Raw genomic sequence first — 16,791 nt, 5'->3', positions numbered from 1 at the left:
AAAAGTACAATACTATAACCTAACTCCGCACCATCACGTACAAGCGTCACCCTCAACTGGGCAAAAAAGCAAGCACATTTCAGACAAATAGTAATGTCTAAAATGCGCTTGTTGTTTTATAACCCTTTTTTCTCTAACCACCGAAATAAAATAACAGTTACCATTAAAAATGGATACAATAACCAGCTAATAATTAACCCCTAATACTTATTATTTTTCGGAAGAAAATGGCCAGGAAATAATCCCGCCTTCCATGACCTTCACATTCTCAAAGCCGGCACCTTCCAGGATTCCTTCGGCATCATAACCCCGTAGACTGATTTTGCAAAAAGCTACAACTTCATCTTGTTTGTTCAATTCCGCCACACGGTTGCGCAGTTGTCCTAAGGGGATATACTTAATACTGGGACTATCTGACAAACGTATCTGCTTGCATTCATCAGGAGTGCGAACATCAAGGAAAACTGTTTTACCATCTTCCAGCTTTTCCTTGGCCACCAGCGGCGAAATACCTTTGAATTTTCCTGCCAGTTTGTTCATGACGGCATTGGCAGCCACCGCTACATTATCAATAGGAGAATTATACGGTGGAGCATACGACAGATCAATATCAAATAAATCGTCAATAGTTCCGCCTAAAGTCAGCACTGCAGCCACCACATCCACACGTTTGGCAACTTCGCCTTCGCCTACTGCCTGCATCCCGAGAACCTTTCCTGTTTGCGCCTCGGCAATTAATTTTACAGTAATCGGCTTGGCACCAGGCATATAATGGGGCTTGTCATGACCTGCAACCATTGCTGTTATGTAATCATAACCAAGCTGTTTGGCATCACGTTCACTTAAACCGGTTTTACCAACAGTAAGATTATGTAGTTTAGCCACAACCGTGTTGAGCACACCTTTAAACTTGGCATGACCACCGCACAGATTTTCACCGATAACGCGGCCATGTTTATTGGCAGTTGAACCCATGGGAGCAAACACCTTTTGTCCAGATAAACGGTTGATATTTTCTATACAATCGCCACCAGCATAGATATCAGGATCGTTAGTGCGCATTTCCTCATCTACCACAATGGCACCAGTAACACCAATCGTCAAACCTGCGGCTTTAGCCAGCTCCACATTAGGCCGCGCACCAATTGCCAGAATAACCAGATCGGCGGGAAGTGTATGCTTGTCGGTTTCAACTGACTCTACGACGGTATTACCGTTAAAGCGAGTCACATTTTCTGACAATAACAAGGAAATCATTTTATCTTGTACATATTTACTTACGATACCAGCCATTTCTGGATCCAGAAACTTCCCAAAAACCTGCCCTTTTCTGGCTATGACTGTTACGGGGATGTTCCACTTACTCAGAGCTTCGGCCATTTCCATGCCGACCAGTCCGGCCCCGATAATAACAGCATTTTTGAACCGTTTCGATTCCAACCCTTCCCGAATTGCTTTAGCGTCATCCGGATGCCAGAGTTGATAGATATTGGCCAAGTCCACACCCGGCAACGGCGGTTTGATAGGTGAAGCACCTGTGGCAATAACTAACTTATCATAAGGTATAGTATCTGTTTCACCCGTAGCCAGCTTCTTCACGGTTACTACCTTGGCTTGCCGGTCAATGGCAGTTGCTTCTGTTTGAATTAAGACATCAAGGTCCTTAACATTTTTGAAAAAAGCTGAACTGCGTACAATACCTACCGGCGTTTTCATCAAATCTTCAATGTCATTAACGTCTCCTCCCACATAATATGGCATGCCACATGCGCCATAAGAAATGATTTTTCCTCTTTCCAGCACGGTAATACTTGCCTGCGGATCACCCCGACGCGCTTTAGCGGCAGCTTTAAGTCCGGCAGCCACTCCACCAATCACAACAATTTTTTTCATACAAATCCCTCCCTATTTATGTTAACATTGCAATACCTTTTCTACACCGACTGCATTTCAGACAATCGCTGCAAACTTGTAATTAACTGTTCTTTTCAGATTTTCTTTACCATAGCAAGCATTGTTTTGGTTAAATTCTCAATTCGCTGACGTACGTCAGCCTCAATATTAACATCATTCAAACAGGCTTCGGTATAACCTTCAAGAATATGCGCACTAAGCTTGTTGACTGCCCCCAATACAGCACTCAATTGAAAGAGAATATCCTCACATTGCTTGTCGTCTTCAACCATTTTTTCAATACCCGCAATATGACCTTTGATCGTACCTAATCTTTGAAGTACGCTTTTTTTCATCTGCTCACTAGCCATAACTCATACTCCTAACCGAAATAATGTTTCATATAGATTATCCACCCCCCCAGGGAGGGGGTTTATTAATACTATACTATATAAAATAGTTAAAATCAACCAAAATATAAAATTTAAACTAAAGCCCTGTAAGCGTATTTTTTCCTCACCGGTTGCATATTTTTCCGTCTATGGGTATAATATAAGAAAAGGACTGACATGTTGGCAGCACGTCAGCCCCACAGTTTGCCTAACCGAACGGTTAGCCTCAGTTTAGGTATTTCAAGAAATAACCGCAAACCTTAGCTAGGGGCGGTTATTTCTTCTTTATGTGCGCACTGTTCTTGAACAATCTGCTCCGAAATGAGCAATAAAATCAAGCGGAATGACAGTAAATCCGAATTTTGCACTCCAATAAACAGGAGAATATCCTGTAACGGACTGGATACCGGCAGACCGGCCCTAATACTCCGACGTGCGTTATGAGAGGTATCCTCATGGGGTACGAAGCTCGGTGAAGTCGGCGAAACGCAGACCTGCGAAGCGGTTAGCAAAGTAGTCGGGGGGCTATAAAACGACCATGTTTACACACCAGGAACTTCCGTATGTACGGCTCGTAAGAAATGAGATTTCTAAATGAAGAAGTCTACTCCCCAGTGGAGTCCAATCATGGAAATGAAGATATAAAACTTGCATTTCTGTCCCATATCAGTAAAGGTATGGAGTTTTTCATCCTCCGGTAACGGATAAAGAAACGGTTGGCGGGTTACAGGAAGGGACTAAAGTCGTCATGTAAAGCCAGAGTGCAAGAAACAGTGGAACTCCAAAAGAGAATGTAAACGCTGATACCAGCAAATGTCTCTAAGCAAGAGGAAATGCTTGCTGAATTCGGAGGGCGGCAGCCCGTAGTAGTGATGAAGCGGAGTAATGACCGTGGAGCAAAGGGGCATAGTCAATCCTTATCGCATTTTTCCAAACAGCCTGTCAGGGAAGGCGTGGCCCATACCTGACATGAAACCGGCAGGCACAATCCATGAAAAGGAGGAATGCCGGCCTGGAACAACAATCTGACTATCCCATCCTTAAACCACCAACTGATGAAATGGGATTGCAACACATTCTGGATCAATTGTATGCGAAGACAAGAGCAGTTCTGGAACAAAACAGACTGCCCAAATTTCACAGCCTGCTTGAATTAATCTCATCATCGGTGACCATTCAGACGGCATTTCACAATATTAAATCTAACAAAGGCGCAGACACAGCCGGAACAGATCATCTCACTATGAGGAATCTTTTGGAACTTCCCTACCCGCAAGTAATTCGTACAATACAACAATCATTGGAAGGTTATCATCCAAAGCCAATCCGCAGACAATACATTCCTAAACCGGGAACCCGCCAAATGCGCAAATTAGGAATTCCAACAGCAACTGACCGTGTGATCCAAGAATGCGTCCGTATGATACTAGAACCCATTCTGGAAGCACAATTTTTCCCGCACTCCTATGGGTTTCGCCCCTACCGCGACACCGCCATGGCTATGGCCCGTACAACTACCTTGGTGCACAATACAGGATATTCCTGGGTTGTAGAGGGTGATATCAAACAATACTTTGACACAATTAACCACACCAAACTAATAAAACAACTTTGGCATATGGGCATTCGTGACCGCCGCGTCCTCATGATCATCAGACAAATGCTCAAAGCTGGCGTTATGAACGAAATTGCGGTAAACCCAATGGGTACTCAACAAGGTGGTATTATTTCACCGTTGCTTGCCAATGTCTACCTCAATAGCTTCGACTGGTTCATTGCTAACTCCTGGGAAAACAAGCGTACTAAAACAAACTATGCTTATCCACGGGGACGCATTAGAGCGTTGAAACTGCGCAGCCATTTAAAGCCGGCGTATTTGATCCGCTATTGTGATGACTGGGTACTGATTACCGATACAAAGGTCAACGCGCAAAAATGGAAACAGATCATTCGTAATAAGCTTGCCACTCATTTCAAGTTGACTTTATCGGAGAAAAAGACCAAAATAACCAATCTCAAAAAGAAGTCCATTGATTTTCTGGGGTTTACTTACAAAATCATAAAATCAACGAAAGCGAGATTTGGTTACATTACCCGCACGAAACCCAATATGACCAGGTTAAAAACCAAAGTCAAAGAGATTGGACAACAAATTCGCCAGTTGTGCACCCATTCAGAGGCAGAACCAAGCGTTAAGAAAATTGAGCTGATTAATAGTAAAATACGGGGTATTATCAACTACTATCAGACGGCTACTCAAGTCATTGCCGCTATGAAGAAATATGCGTGGATTCTGGGCTATCTGTCTTACCGTGAAATGTACAAACTGGGTGCAAAGAAAATCCCGGCTAATCAAACAACCAACCTGCACAAGGTTCACCAAAAGTACAATAGCCACATACCTGCAGTCTTCATTAAAGATCAAATCATCGGACTCACATCATTGCTGTTTTGCCATTGGAAGAAACCGGAGCTGAAAAACCAAAAAGAAATACCCTATTTGCAGCAAGGGCGTAGTTTATATCAGACGCGCACCGGTAAAACTCCGCTTCTTCCTCGTCAAGATGAATTACTCTCTGTTCATCTTAACCAAAGGCTAGGAAAATGTCAGCACAGTTCCCAATATACTTTCGAGTATTTTCTCAACCGTGCTTATGCTTTGAACCGGGATAAAGGGAAATGCAGGGTTTGCGAAAAAACATTGGCCAAAAATGATATTGATTTCCATCATGTTCGTCCTCTATTGCCTGCTTATAGGCTAAACCGGGTATCTAATCTAGCCAGTGTCTGCAAAATGTGTCACGACACAATTCATTCAAAACTGCCGCCGAAAAATACTGCGAAGATCAATCGCAAAATTATAAGGATGAGAGAAAAGCTGTCACTGGAAAGTCATAAGGATTTGATGGAGCGCCGTATGAGGCAAAAGTCTCACGTACGGTGCGAAACAAGGGAAAAGGGACGCCGAACGGCGTATAAATGCGTGCGCGGACGTCCCTTACCTATTGTTGCGATCAAAACAACGAGTGTTGCAAATGCAATCATGAGATACATAGCCTCAAACATTGAAATCATCATACCACCCCCTTCTACAAAGGGAATGGCTAACCGCTCCTCGACAACCTGTTACGTTAATTATAGCATATTTTTCCAGAACGAACAAAATTTTTGTCGCTGGTTTTTATCAGATCACCATGCCGCCTTCTCAACACAAGGGCGGCTATTTTTATTTCTCCGCCGCGCAGCACCCAAAAGCCCCGGATCACGGTGGAAACATCCGCGCTCCGGGGCTTTTTCGTTCACATTGTTGTACGGTTGTTGTAAAAAGCAAAAAGCCTCCTGGAACCTGCGTCCAGAGAGGCTTGAATTTACTGGTGACCCACCCGCGACTCGAACGCGGGACACCCTGATTAAAAGTCAGGTGCTCTACCGACTGAGCTAGTAGGTCAGAAATAAATGATGTGGTGGTGCTTGTGTTAGCAGAGATTCCCACTTCTAACATCCCGCATCGCACATCTCAAATGGCAGGGGCGGCTGGACTCGAACCAACGCATGACGGAGTCAAAGTCCGTTGCCTTACCGACTTGGCTACGCCCCTATTAATATGGGGTGACTGGAGGGTCTCGAACCCTCGAATACCGGAGCCACAATCCGGCGTGTTAACCGCTTCACCACAGCCACCATATTATTGTCGCTAACGACAGAATTTATTCTATCATACCAATATCCTTATGTCAAGCACCCTATTAATCATTATTTGTATGACAGGTTCTGGCAATAAAGAACAGCCGATAATCACAATGCAGTGGTATCAATAAGGCATTATTTAATACGAACACGGTTAGTTGGAGTGGCAGCCAGAGGATTATCAGGCCAAAAATGTTTGGGATACCTACCCATTAAATCTTTTTTTACTTCAAAATAGGTAGTACGCCAAAAGCTGACCAAATCCTGTGTCATCTGCACCGGTCGCCTTGCCGGCGATAGTAGCTTCAGGGTTAACCGGACTTTCCCGCGCGCTATACATGGTGTTTCCTGGAGACCAAACATTTCTTGGATTCTTACTGCCAACATCGGACAATCAGGCTGGCTGTAATCTATAGGAACGTGTTGCTTACTCGGCACAATAAGGTGAGTCGGAGCATACTCAGCAAGCTCCTGCCGTTGCTCCCAGGTAAGCATATTTTCCAAAATAGCAGCAAGATTCAATTGCGTCAATTCTGCCTGGCTTGTTAAACCGTAGGCATAAGGCCCAAGCCAGGTATCCAGAGTGGAAAGAAGTGTCTCATCGGTAACATCCGGCCAGCCTGCTTGCCAGTGGTGAATGAATAGCAGCCGCTCATGCAATTGCCGCGCCGTTCGCGTCCAAGGCAATATCGCTAATCCTTCCTGAGCAATCCCGCTAAGCAAAGCCCCCAAAATGTCTGCTGGTTTGGGTTTAAGGCAAGGGCTAACCTTTAAGGTTAACGAACCTAATCGTTCATACACTCTGGCCCGCACGGCCTGTACCGCCCCATCCCAGGCAACTGTGGTTTCATTTACTATCTGCTGAGCAAAATGGGTTCTAATTTGTTCTATTTCAATAGGTGCCGCAAGAAAAATCCGACTCTCAGTACCCTGTCCATCAAGGTTAGCGGCAACAATATAATCAGCATTCGCTACCAGTTGCCTGTCAAGTAGTACTGCACCGCGTCCACTTTCCAGCAGGTATCTTCCCCCACCCCGCTGTTGCCCAATCCGGTCAGGATAAGCCAAGGCCACTAACAAACCACAATACGCAATATCTGCAGAGCAACTAACCAAATTACCAAATCCCTGTTTCAGGCGGTCACTTTCCTGTTTAATCTGCCAGCATAATGCGTTATCACTAGCTTGCGTTACCATCCGTTTAGGGTTAACCTTTGCATCATCAAGATTATGGATAGTTTCAAGCCGCAGACGCAAATCACTATCTGAACCTTGCAAAAAATCCCGTTCACTAAGAATAGCGGCAAGCTCACAGGCTATCCCGCCCAAACCGAGTTCTGCTGACATAAGTACCATGTGAGCCAGACGTGGGTGTAAACCTGTCTGCAGCATTTGCCGTCCATGTTTGGTAATAGTGCCACCCTCTGCTAACGCCCCCAGCTTGCCAAGCAGCTGTCTGGCCTGCAAAAATGCCAGTTCAGGGGGCAAATCAAGCCACTTGAGTTGCGTAGGGCTGGCAACTCCCCAAGCAGCCAGTTCTAGTACCAGCGGCGTCAAATCTGATGACAAGACTTCGGGAGTAGTATTGGATTCAAGGTAATGATCCTCTTGTTTTGTCCAAAGCCGGTAACACATTCCCGGCCCCAGGCGCCCTGCCCGGCCGCGTCGCTGATCAGCGGCAGACCTTGAGACCCGTATGGTTTCGAGAGAAGTAAGACCGGTACGTGGTGAGTAACGCGGAACACGCATTAACCCGCTATCAATCACCGTCCTGATACCCTCAACAGTTAGGCTTGTCTCAGCTATCGACGTGGAGAGAACCACCTTACGCCCGCCAACCGGACTAGGCAAAATAGCTGCATCTTGCGCAGCTATCGACAAAGCCCCATATAGTGGTGCAACTTGTGCATACCGGGCGATACCGCTTGCAGCCAGTTCCGCCTGAACCCGGCGGATTTCACCCGCTCCTGGCAGAAATACCAGTATATCGCCACTACTGTTGGTTAGTGCGCTAAAGACAGTTCGTACAACACTAGCCTCTATGCCTTCTTCATCCCGTCTTTCAAGATAATGTGTTGCTACCGGAAAGACTTGTCCTTTGCCGTAAATAAGCGGCGCATTGTTGAGCATACCGGCTACCGGCTCAGCTGCAAGAGTTGCCGACATAACTAACAGTCGCAAATCTTCCCGCAGAATGGCTTGTGTTTCCAAAGCCAGCGCTAACCCCAGATCGGCATGAATACTGCGTTCGTGAAATTCGTCAAAAATAACCATACCTATTCCATTAAGACCTTGATCAGTCTGAAGCATACCGGTAAGCACACCTTCTGTGATTACTTCAATCCGTGTCTTAGAACCGATACAAGTATCCAGCCTAACCCGGTATCCTACCGTTTGTCCTACTTGTTCTCCCAGCAGCTGCGCCATATAACGGGCCGCAGTGCGGGCCGCCAAACGCCGGGGTTCCAGCACAATGATGCGCTGCCCCTTGAGCCACTCTTCATCCAGCAGCGCCAGCGGAATACGTGTTGTCTTACCAGAACCGGGTGGTGCTACCAACACAGCGTTTACCTGTGAACCAAGCGTCGCCTTAAGCTCAGGCAGTATTTCATCAATAGGCAGGCTATCCATTTTCACGTTAGTCTACAACCTCTCCTGCCAGATAATCAATAAACTGTTTCGCAATCCGACCCGAACGGCCTGAATGTGACATCTCCCATCGCAAAGCTTCTGCCCTAAGCTCAGCAACCGACATGGGGATGCCGCTCCGGTGTGCAATTTCCTCAACAATCCGGAAATACTCTTCCTGATTAGGTAAGGTAAAGAACAGCGTAATGCCAAACCGATCAGCCAGGGATATTTTTTCATTGATCGTATCCTGACGGTGCAGTTCATTGCCGCTGCGATCATCCCAGGTTTCTTTGATCAAATTCCGCCGATTAGAGGTAGCATAAATCAGAACATTGTCAGGCCGCACCTCTATGCCACCATCAATCAGCGACTTTAAAATTTTGTACTCTGCTTCAAATTCCTCAAACGACAAATCATCAATAAATAGAATGAATTTCTTGCCCCACTGCCGCAGTGCCGCCATAATTTCGGGAATGTGCTTAAAATCAGTTTTGGATATTTCAATAAGTCTAATACCTTTATCAAAATAACGGTTGGCTATCGCCTTAACTGATGATGATTTTCCGGTGCCTCTGGCCCCAACCAGCAGCACATTGTTAGCCGGTTTGTTATTAATAAAAGCCTCGGTATTGCGGACAAGCTCAGCCTTTTGATATTCATAGCCCACAATATCCTTTAGCTGTACCGGATCGGTATATTCAATACCAGCAAGCTCCCGCCGCTCTAAATCCCATTTGAACGCACCATAACCGGCTAGCCTGCCACAGCCATAACGGTCATAATAGCGGCCAAGAGCCAGCACTACCTCTGCCGGCGTATAGTTTTTTGTCACATCAAAAAACAAATCCCTAAGCGTAGACAAGTCCTGGAACTTACCCGGTTTTTTACTTGGGCTCTCCTGGATAGGATGATAGTCATTAATAACTGCCTGGAGTTCCTCACCAAATTGCCGGCTCAACCCTTTGTTTAATAGCGCCTTCCATATTGTTATATCATGGATAGCTGCCTTTAACAGACTCCCTCCCGGCTGACCACCAGTTTTCCCAGCCGTACTGCTGAATATATTTTCATCACAGCCAAGCTGGAACAACAAATAGTTCTCTGCGATATTACCTGCCATACCAGTTTCTTCAGCCCAAATAATAAGACTGGCCGCAAGTGCATACTCATCACACTTTGCAGCCCCCAGTACCCCCAGAGTTTGTAGTTCTTTAACTAAACTATCGTTTAATAAATTGCGATAAACCAGCAATTTGCTAAGGTCAAAGCAAGTATCTGTCACAACAATACCTCCTGCATAAAATCAAAATCTGTTACATGGTAAACCACACTCTACTCCACAACTATTACCCGGATGACGGCCCGGTAAAGCCAGCTTCTTTCTGATTTCGTATAAGGTTTCAATTTGAGTAGTGGATAATTCATGAGCTGTGCCTAATTGTGTTGACAAAAACGTCAGCTTGGCATAAAACTCCACCGATTCCAGCTTATGATAGGCAGTAAGTAAATCCCGCCCCCAAGCTAATGCGCCATGATTTGCTAACAATACTGCATCAAAGTGTTCCAGGTAACGTGCCACCGCATCAGGAACCTCATTGGTGGAAGGAGTGCCATACTCTGCAACAGGCACGCAGCCAAGATTTACGACAGCCTCGGCAATGAGCGGTTTATCGAGGGGAGTACGGGCAACCGCAAACGTAGTGGCATACGGCGGGTGAGCATGAACAACCGCTTGTACATCAGGGCGCTCCTTATATACTCGTAAATGCATCTTTAGTTCCGATGACGGACGCCAACTGCCGGCAGCAGCCAACACCTGGCCCTCGCTATCCACCTTCACTAGCATTTCCGGCGTCATAAACCCTTTACTTACCCCAGTTGGAGTGGTAAGAATCTCTTTCGAATTTAGCTTAACACTGATATTTCCGTCATTTGCGGCAACGAAACCACTGTCATACATGCGCTTGCCGATTTGACATATTTGCTGTTTAAGTTCATTTTCTGTCATTTTTACTGCGGCCTCACTTTGCCAGTTATATGCTTGATAGTAATTTTTATTACGGTTGTTTTGTCCTCACTGTTTTCAATATATGCTTTTCCTTTTTCCAGATAAGCAGGCGAGTATTTAGCCAGAAACGCAAGTAACGCAGCCTTTTTTTCTTCTCCGGTTACTTGACTTGCCTGCCCAAAGATGACAACGCTTTCATAGCTTGTCGTAAATTTTTCTGGCAGTGACTGTTTCCCGCCTACAACACAAAAAGAAACGTTGTGGTTAGCGGCTATATTATCTAATTTGTGTCCTACGGCAGCGCTATGGAAGTAGATACTGGCGTCCTTATAGACATAGCTCAGTGGAACACCATAGGGATATCCGTCCTGGCTTACTGTGGCTAATATGCCATACTCACTTTTTTCGAGTATAGCAACTGCGCATTCCTCTGTACTCTGCCGCTCCTTGCGCCTCATATTTTTAAACATGGTATGCCCCCTTACTGTAGTCAGAAGTCATACCTATATTATTTTGACATTATTTATAAAAAACCTACTAATGTGACGAAAAATCTTATAGCGATGTTTTCATACTTTTACTTGCCGCTGCGTTTTGTGACCTTGCCCTTACTGTTTCTTTACGTTTTTGAGCCGCTGGGTAAAGCATCAGATAATAGGCTGAATCTCTCTTAAATCCAAGCTGCTCTAAAGTAGCTTGTTTATTGGGATCATCACTATAAATAGTACAACTTATTACCCCTTGTTTATAGCTGGCTTCAATCATATCAATGGCCTTTTTTAGCAGCGCAGGACGCAGGTATTCATAGGAGTGGTGAATGATAAGACTGATTATATGATTTTTGGTTTTAACATAACTATTGATTGTTACTAATGCCACTATTTTATCAGACTGCTCAACAACGTAATTGCTTTTCTGTTTACGCATCAAATAGTTTTTTGCCCAGTCCAAATGCCTAACCAGCATGCTGGGATTAAACTCCCGATAGCTGCGTTTAATGACTCGCCGCAGACTAGGTGGTACTGAGGCCTTATATAACCGGTATAATTGGCCTCGATCCTTCGCCGTAAGTTCCCGAAATCCAGGCAATTCATCATCAAGTGACGGTAATGAGCTGGTAGTACCGCCTAAGATCATTTCATAATGCAGTATTTCCGTTACCGCCCTAAATCCCAAACGCTGATACAATTTGTACGCCGGATTGTCAACCCGAACTTCAAGTACAACATCCTGATTATTGGCATCAGCAACAGTCTCAAGCAGCTTAGTTAGAACCCATCTGCCCAACCCCTGCCCGCGATATTGCTTACTAAATGCAATGTAATCAATATGCAATTGTGCAGAATTAAGATATGATAGCTGAATAAATCCCACTACCTGCCCGGCGATTTTTACAGCATATACATCGAAATGGTTTTTTATCCAGCCAGAGAACTTACTTAACGGCTGCAAAATATGATAAAACTGCCGAGCTCGACGGATGCGGCGCTTAATTTGCTGAATATCAATTTCGCCGGCAAAGGCGGTGGCGAATAATTTTTCCAGTTGCTCTAAATCAGAACGCTGTACTTTTTCGATTGTCACATTAGTAAATGGCTTTTTTGACATAGCATTCTCCCTAATAATAGTTTTAGTGCACTAAAATTATTATTAGTTAGAACCGGCTTTTTTACCCTAACAGAAAGCTTACTTTCTGTTAGGGTAAAAAAAGATTGCTAAACTATTGTTTTTGCAATGACAAGTAAGTTACCCGGAGTCATCGTGCACAACAGAATAGCAATCTCTGCTTTTTAATGCTCTATTATTTTCCGTATAATACCGCTAATTGCTTTTTCACGTCAGCATTATCCAAATATTCATCATAAGGCATCTGGCGATCAACCACACCGTTAGGGGTTATTTCAATAATGCGGTTGGCAATTGTTTGAATAAACTGATGGTCATGAGAAACAAACAACAGGGTACCCTCAAAGTTAATTAGTCCGTTATTCAGCGAGGTAATTGATTCTAAATCCAAGTGATTTGTTGGCTCATCCAATAGCAGAACATTGGCGCCACTTAACATCATTCTTGACAACATACACCGGACTTTTTCGCCACCAGACAAGACATTAGCTTCTTTTAAGCTTTCTTCACCGGAAAATAACATTCTTCCCAGAAAACCTCTAATAAATGACTCTTCCTGATCGCGTGAGAACTGCCGTAACCAATCAATAAGGTTAAGATCTACGCCGTCAAAATACTCGGCATTATCTTTAGGAAAGTATGCTTGGCTTGTAGTTACCCCCCATTTGAAAGAACCACTATCTGCTTCCATCTCTCCCATTAGAATCTTAAAGAGAGCCGTTTTAGCAAACCCATCCGGACCGACAAAAGCAATCTTGTCGCCCTTGTTTACGATAAAACTGATATCAGTAAGAACCTGCTCCTCTTCAACTTTTTTACTGATACTATCCACAGTGAGCAGCTGTGCACCTGCCTCGCGGTCAGGCTTAAACGCTACATAAGGATACTTACGGGAGGATGGTCTAATATCATCTATCGTTATTTTTTCTAACATTTTTTTACGGGAAGTAGCCTGCTTGGACTTAGATGCGTTAGCACTAAACCGCTGGATAAAACTTTGTAAGTCCTTAATCTTTTCTTCCTTCTTTTTGTTAGCCTCTTTAGCCAATTGCAAGGCAAGCTGGCTTGATTCCAGCCAGAAGTCATAGTTACCGACATATAGCTGGATATTTTGGAAGTCGATATCAGCAATATGAGTACATACCTGATTTAAAAAATGCCGGTCATGGGATACCACAATAACCGTGTTGGGAAAGTCGGCCAAAAAATCTTCCAGCCAAGTAATTGAGTCAATATCCAAATGGTTTGTTGGTTCGTCCAGCAGCAGAATATCCGGACTTCCAAACAGAGCTTGTGCCAACAACACCCTTACCTTTTCGTTGCCACTGATATCTCCCATCTTAAGTTGATGGAGTTCTTCTTTTATTCCCAAGCCATTTAAGAGTTTAGCGGCCTCGGTTTCGGCATCCCAACCGTTTAATTCGGCAAAATCGCACTCTAGCTCTGATACCCGGATACCATCTGCGTCAGAGAAATCCGGTTTAGCATAAAGAGCGTCTTTTTCTTCCATGATGGCATATAATCGGGCATGGCCCATAATAACTGTTTGTAAAACCTCAAACTCATCAAACTCATAATGGTTTTGTTTGAGCACAGCCAAGCGTTCCCCTGTGGTAATAGCCACATCGCCGGCAGTCGGCTCAACCTCACCGGAAAGCACCTTTAAAAAAGTTGATTTACCAGTACCATTGGCACCAATAAGACCATAGCAGTTGCCTGGCGTAAATTTTATATTTACATCTTTGAATAGAATGCGTTTGCCAAATTGCAATGTCAGGTTACTTGTACTAATCATTGTTATACCTATCTTTCTTAAATATTTATTATAAAGGTTAATAATAACATATTATTGAATAAAAATAAAGCCTGCCGTATTTGCGGCACGCTTTTATTTTTAGAACAACCTACTAACAGCCCATTACTGCCATACCATTGCAACGATATCTCCAGTTGCGGCACAAGCTTATGTTTTTGCCGTTGTTAGATACAAAAAATAAGTGGCTGCTAATAAATCGGCAACGCCGCCAGGACTAATATTACGTTCAATAAAGCTTTGATCAAGGGCACTAATTTTCTTCCTGCCAACACTGGAAAGCATACCGCCCTGAGCGATAATTTGTTTAGCCTGGTTTTGCACAGTTAGCAAAACCTCCATCCCATGACGGTGTAAAATGGTAGTATCCTGCACAACTGTCATCAAACTCATGAGAGTATGCACCAGCGCATCATTGAGCGATAAACCTTGTGCTAACGCTGCCGTTAATACCGGCAGCCCATACTCTCTTATACTGGGCAGACCGGCTTCTATTTCACCCCTGATACCGGTCACGCCATACTGTACATATAATTTTTCTCCTGCTGTCAGTTTAGCGTTACCTTGTCCCTCAGCAAGCGGCGCAAGCTCGCGCGCGACAATTCCCCTTGTAATGGCAGCTGCTGTAGCAAGAATTTGTGCAGCAGCCACACTACTTGATAGCTTTATCGTGTAAGCACTGGCCGCCGCAAGAATACCCAGTAAAAATACAAGTCCTTTTTGCGTATTAACCCCGCAGGTAGCGTGCAGCATCTGCTGTTCACCGTCTTTACCGACATAACGCAGCACTGGTAGTAAATCCTGGAGCAAGCCTTGATGCTGATAACCGGCAGCAGCACAGCGAAACATCGTACCGGCAAGGGCGCTGCTGCTCTTCAGAAACGTAAAAAAGTCCATATCCTGGTGAGCACCGGCATTATCGCGGTCTACCAACCCTGGTGATGGTGTACATGCCGCTTCCATCAGCATAGCCTCCAACGCCCAGGAGCCAATATCTAAAACGGCTTTCGGCCATGGATTAGTCGCTGCAGCGGCAAAGGAAGCTAACCGCTCACCAACATTATTCATAATATCCTTACTGGCGTGGGTACCTAAGCGCCGGCATAAAGCTGCCGCTTGCTTGCACAAAAAACAAGTACGTTCCGTTAGCCCTAAATCGCGGCGGGAAATTTGCCTGCCGGCGCCATCAAATACATCGAGATCAAAAAGTCTGGCAAAATATCCTGACTCTTCAATTATGATGCAAGCTAGTTTTAGCTTGTCCGGGTCACCGGCAACAGCCAGCACAGCAACTGGCCCAGTTAGTGGATAAATAAATCGTTCTTCAACAATAGAAAAGCCTTGTTCCCTGGACATACTCCTTACCCGGTCAACAGCCATCCGCAACAGACTCCGGCTTTCCGGACTGTCTTTGACTGCCCCTGGAATATTGGTGGTAATACTGATAATAGGAATATTATGAAGTCTGCGTAATTCAGCCTGAAGAGAAGCCAGTCGCTCTTTGGCCCCTAAAACGTCTGCTAACGTTACTTGCTGCAACTGCCCATCTCCCCTCATAAATCTCCACCAATTTTACCACAGTTGTGCAAAAATATAAAATTCTAGCCCCGTTTCTTCTCGATATCTTTAATTCTGGCGAAAAACTTTTCCACCTTACCTACCTCGCCGGTTACTTCATATTCATAAAGCCAGCCTGCAGTCTCACTGCGGCTCTCTACAAACCGGACAACTACCAGACATTCTTCACCCAAAATACCAGCACGTCGCGGCTCAAGCGGAGTAAAAATACTTTCAGTAACATTTACAAATTTGCGCATAGTGTAACCTCACTTACTACAACTTAAATTATAGTTACTATTATAACAAGGATACCTGCCAGCAACCATCCTTTTACTATTAACCTTGACTTTTTTTCACTTTCATATTACATTGGTATTGTCGAGATTTATATACTAATATAAATATGATAGGAGTGAAACACTAATTAATGTCTGAAAGAATGAACTTGCAAGATGTTCTGAGAGAGTATGGTATCCCACTCGCAACCCTTAACGTGACAGCATCCCAGCAAGATAGTCTAGCCCTTCGTGAACGCCTGTTAGCAATTAGAGACCTCAGCCAGGGTAAAGAACAGGGATACTTGGAAGTAGCTTGTTCCTTTTATATTGATGTTCATGATATTGACCGTTATTTATCAGGAGAATTGCCCGGTCTGGCTGAAATATACACTTTTCCTGAAGATGTAAAAACCCATAAGGAGGAGTAACCACTACATGAAAAAATTATTATTGCTTACCTTTGTATTCATGTTTGCATGTAACGCAGTAACTTTTGCCGCTATTGGCGGCTCAAAGTCAAAAATGTCAGCCCCTAAATCAAAACCATCAACAACTCAGACATCGCCAGCTCAAAGCGGCTCCAGCGATTATAAGCCTTCAGCACCAGCTCAAAGCTATAGTGAAAAAGCTCCGGCAGCCGCAGCTAAACCTAATACACAAGCGGCGACACAATCAAACAGCGGCGGCTTTCTCCGTACTGCCGGCCTCTTGGGCGGCGGTATGCTGTTAGGCAGTATGCTTGGTGGCATGTTTGGATTCGGTGGTTCAGGTATGTTTGCTAACATTATCGGCATGTTATTCAATGTTATGCTATTAGCCGGAGTATTTATGGCCGGACGCTTTTTGTGGAATAAATTTAAAAACAGAGACAAAGATACTAACCAGCGATATCGGTAATTAGTA

At 44.5% G+C, this 16,791-nt stretch carries 12 protein-coding genes, 3 tRNA genes and 1 pseudogene; 3 read left to right on the top strand and 13 right to left on the bottom strand.

The annotated features are described in order from the left end of the window. Positions 1-210: 210 nt before the first annotated feature. A complete protein-coding gene (locus tag AC1ECB_RS03215; RefSeq protein ID WP_485667434.1) occupies positions 211-1,893 on the bottom strand; it encodes an FAD-dependent oxidoreductase in 1,683 nt (560 codons plus the stop codon). Between the two features lie 95 nt (positions 1,894-1,988). Beyond that, positions 1,989-2,264 (bottom strand): metal-sensitive transcriptional regulator, encoded by a 276-nt coding sequence (locus tag AC1ECB_RS03210; RefSeq protein WP_485667433.1) that lies wholly within the window; start codon positions 2,262-2,264, stop codon positions 1,989-1,991. Positions 2,265-3,276: 1,012 nt separating this feature from the next. Between AC1ECB_RS03210 and ltrA the strand changes: the two are divergent. Further along, a pseudogene (ltrA, locus tag AC1ECB_RS03205) lies at positions 3,277-5,094 on the top strand (group II intron reverse transcriptase/maturase); the annotation flags it as partial. Between the two features lie 563 nt (positions 5,095-5,657). Here ltrA and AC1ECB_RS03200 read toward each other — a convergent pair. The 11 genes from AC1ECB_RS03200 to AC1ECB_RS03150 all read right to left on the bottom strand — a co-directional run bounded on the left by AC1ECB_RS03200 (position 5,658) and on the right by AC1ECB_RS03150 (position 15,867). Then, positions 5,658-5,733: transfer RNA gene (locus AC1ECB_RS03200), tRNA-Lys, on the bottom strand. A 74-nt stretch (positions 5,734-5,807) separates the two neighbouring features. After that, positions 5,808-5,883 (bottom strand) — tRNA-Gln (locus AC1ECB_RS03195). A gap of 7 nt (positions 5,884-5,890) precedes the next feature. Beyond that, positions 5,891-5,966: transfer RNA gene (locus tag AC1ECB_RS03190), tRNA-His, on the bottom strand. Positions 5,967-6,107: 141 nt separating this feature from the next. Next, positions 6,108-8,603, bottom strand: a complete 2,496-nt coding sequence (gene hrpB / locus AC1ECB_RS03185) for an ATP-dependent helicase HrpB (RefSeq protein ID WP_485669268.1) — start codon at positions 8,601-8,603, stop codon at positions 6,108-6,110. Between the two features lie 7 nt (positions 8,604-8,610). Next, entirely contained in the window at positions 8,611-9,885 is a 1,275-nt protein-coding gene (locus tag AC1ECB_RS03180) for an ATP-binding protein (protein WP_485667432.1), read from the bottom strand. Positions 9,886-9,906: 21 nt separating this feature from the next. Then, positions 9,907-10,611, bottom strand: a complete 705-nt coding sequence (locus AC1ECB_RS03175; protein ID WP_485667431.1) for a class II aldolase/adducin family protein — start codon at positions 10,609-10,611, stop codon at positions 9,907-9,909. 2 nt (positions 10,612-10,613) lie between these two features. Further along, complete coding sequence (locus tag AC1ECB_RS03170; RefSeq protein WP_485667430.1) at positions 10,614-11,081, bottom strand: pyridoxamine 5'-phosphate oxidase family protein; 468 nt, start codon at positions 11,079-11,081, stop codon at positions 10,614-10,616. An 85-nt stretch (positions 11,082-11,166) separates the two neighbouring features. Beyond that, positions 11,167-12,219, bottom strand: a complete 1,053-nt coding sequence (locus tag AC1ECB_RS03165) for a GNAT family N-acetyltransferase (RefSeq protein ID WP_485667429.1) — start codon at positions 12,217-12,219, stop codon at positions 11,167-11,169. 193 nt (positions 12,220-12,412) lie between these two features. Next, positions 12,413-14,032: an ABC-F family ATP-binding cassette domain-containing protein gene (locus AC1ECB_RS03160; RefSeq protein WP_485667428.1), complete on the bottom strand. Its 1,620-nt coding sequence runs from the start codon at positions 14,030-14,032 to the stop codon at positions 12,413-12,415. 168 nt (positions 14,033-14,200) lie between these two features. Further along, a complete protein-coding gene (gene citG, locus AC1ECB_RS03155) occupies positions 14,201-15,607 on the bottom strand; it encodes a triphosphoribosyl-dephospho-CoA synthase CitG (protein ID WP_485667427.1) in 1,407 nt (468 codons plus the stop codon). Positions 15,608-15,651: 44 nt separating this feature from the next. Then, positions 15,652-15,867, bottom strand: a complete 216-nt coding sequence (locus AC1ECB_RS03150) for a hypothetical protein (RefSeq protein WP_485667426.1) — start codon at positions 15,865-15,867, stop codon at positions 15,652-15,654. A 170-nt stretch (positions 15,868-16,037) separates the two neighbouring features. On the opposite strand from AC1ECB_RS03150, the gene AC1ECB_RS03145 reads away from it, so the two are divergent. Together AC1ECB_RS03145 and AC1ECB_RS03140 are read left to right on the top strand one after the other, a co-directional pair. Continuing rightward, complete coding sequence (locus AC1ECB_RS03145; protein ID WP_485667425.1) at positions 16,038-16,316, top strand: hypothetical protein; 279 nt, start codon at positions 16,038-16,040, stop codon at positions 16,314-16,316. 7 nt (positions 16,317-16,323) lie between these two features. After that, positions 16,324-16,785, top strand: coding sequence for a hypothetical protein (locus AC1ECB_RS03140; protein ID WP_485667424.1), 462 nt, complete (start codon positions 16,324-16,326; stop codon positions 16,783-16,785). Positions 16,786-16,791 lie beyond the last annotated feature (6 nt).

It is taken from the genome of Sporomusa sp. 246TCP1, assembly GCF_057319775.1.
This window is presented reverse-complemented; position numbering and strand designations above follow the sequence as displayed.

Excerpts from the sequence above, each read along its gene's own strand:
- AC1ECB_RS03215 (WP_485667434.1), bottom strand. The coding sequence starts at position 1,893 with ATGAAAAAAATTGTTGTGATTGGTGGAGTGGCTGCCGGACTTAAAGCT.
- AC1ECB_RS03210 (WP_485667433.1), bottom strand. The coding sequence starts at position 2,264 with ATGGCTAGTGAGCAGATGAAAAAAAGCGTACTTCAAAGATTAGGTACG.
- hrpB (WP_485669268.1), bottom strand. The coding sequence starts at position 8,603 with ATGGATAGCCTGCCTATTGATGAAATACTGCCTGAGCTTAAGGCGACG.
- AC1ECB_RS03175 (WP_485667431.1), bottom strand. The coding sequence starts at position 10,611 with ATGACAGAAAATGAACTTAAACAGCAAATATGTCAAATCGGCAAGCGC.
- AC1ECB_RS03170 (WP_485667430.1), bottom strand. The coding sequence starts at position 11,081 with ATGTTTAAAAATATGAGGCGCAAGGAGCGGCAGAGTACAGAGGAATGC.
- AC1ECB_RS03165 (WP_485667429.1), bottom strand. The coding sequence starts at position 12,219 with ATGTCAAAAAAGCCATTTACTAATGTGACAATCGAAAAAGTACAGCGT.
- AC1ECB_RS03160 (WP_485667428.1), bottom strand. The coding sequence starts at position 14,032 with ATGATTAGTACAAGTAACCTGACATTGCAATTTGGCAAACGCATTCTA.
- citG (WP_485667427.1), bottom strand. The coding sequence starts at position 15,607 with ATGAGGGGAGATGGGCAGTTGCAGCAAGTAACGTTAGCAGACGTTTTA.
- AC1ECB_RS03150 (WP_485667426.1), bottom strand. The coding sequence starts at position 15,867 with ATGCGCAAATTTGTAAATGTTACTGAAAGTATTTTTACTCCGCTTGAG.
- AC1ECB_RS03145 (WP_485667425.1), top strand. The coding sequence starts at position 16,038 with ATGTCTGAAAGAATGAACTTGCAAGATGTTCTGAGAGAGTATGGTATC.
- AC1ECB_RS03140 (WP_485667424.1), top strand. The coding sequence starts at position 16,324 with ATGAAAAAATTATTATTGCTTACCTTTGTATTCATGTTTGCATGTAAC.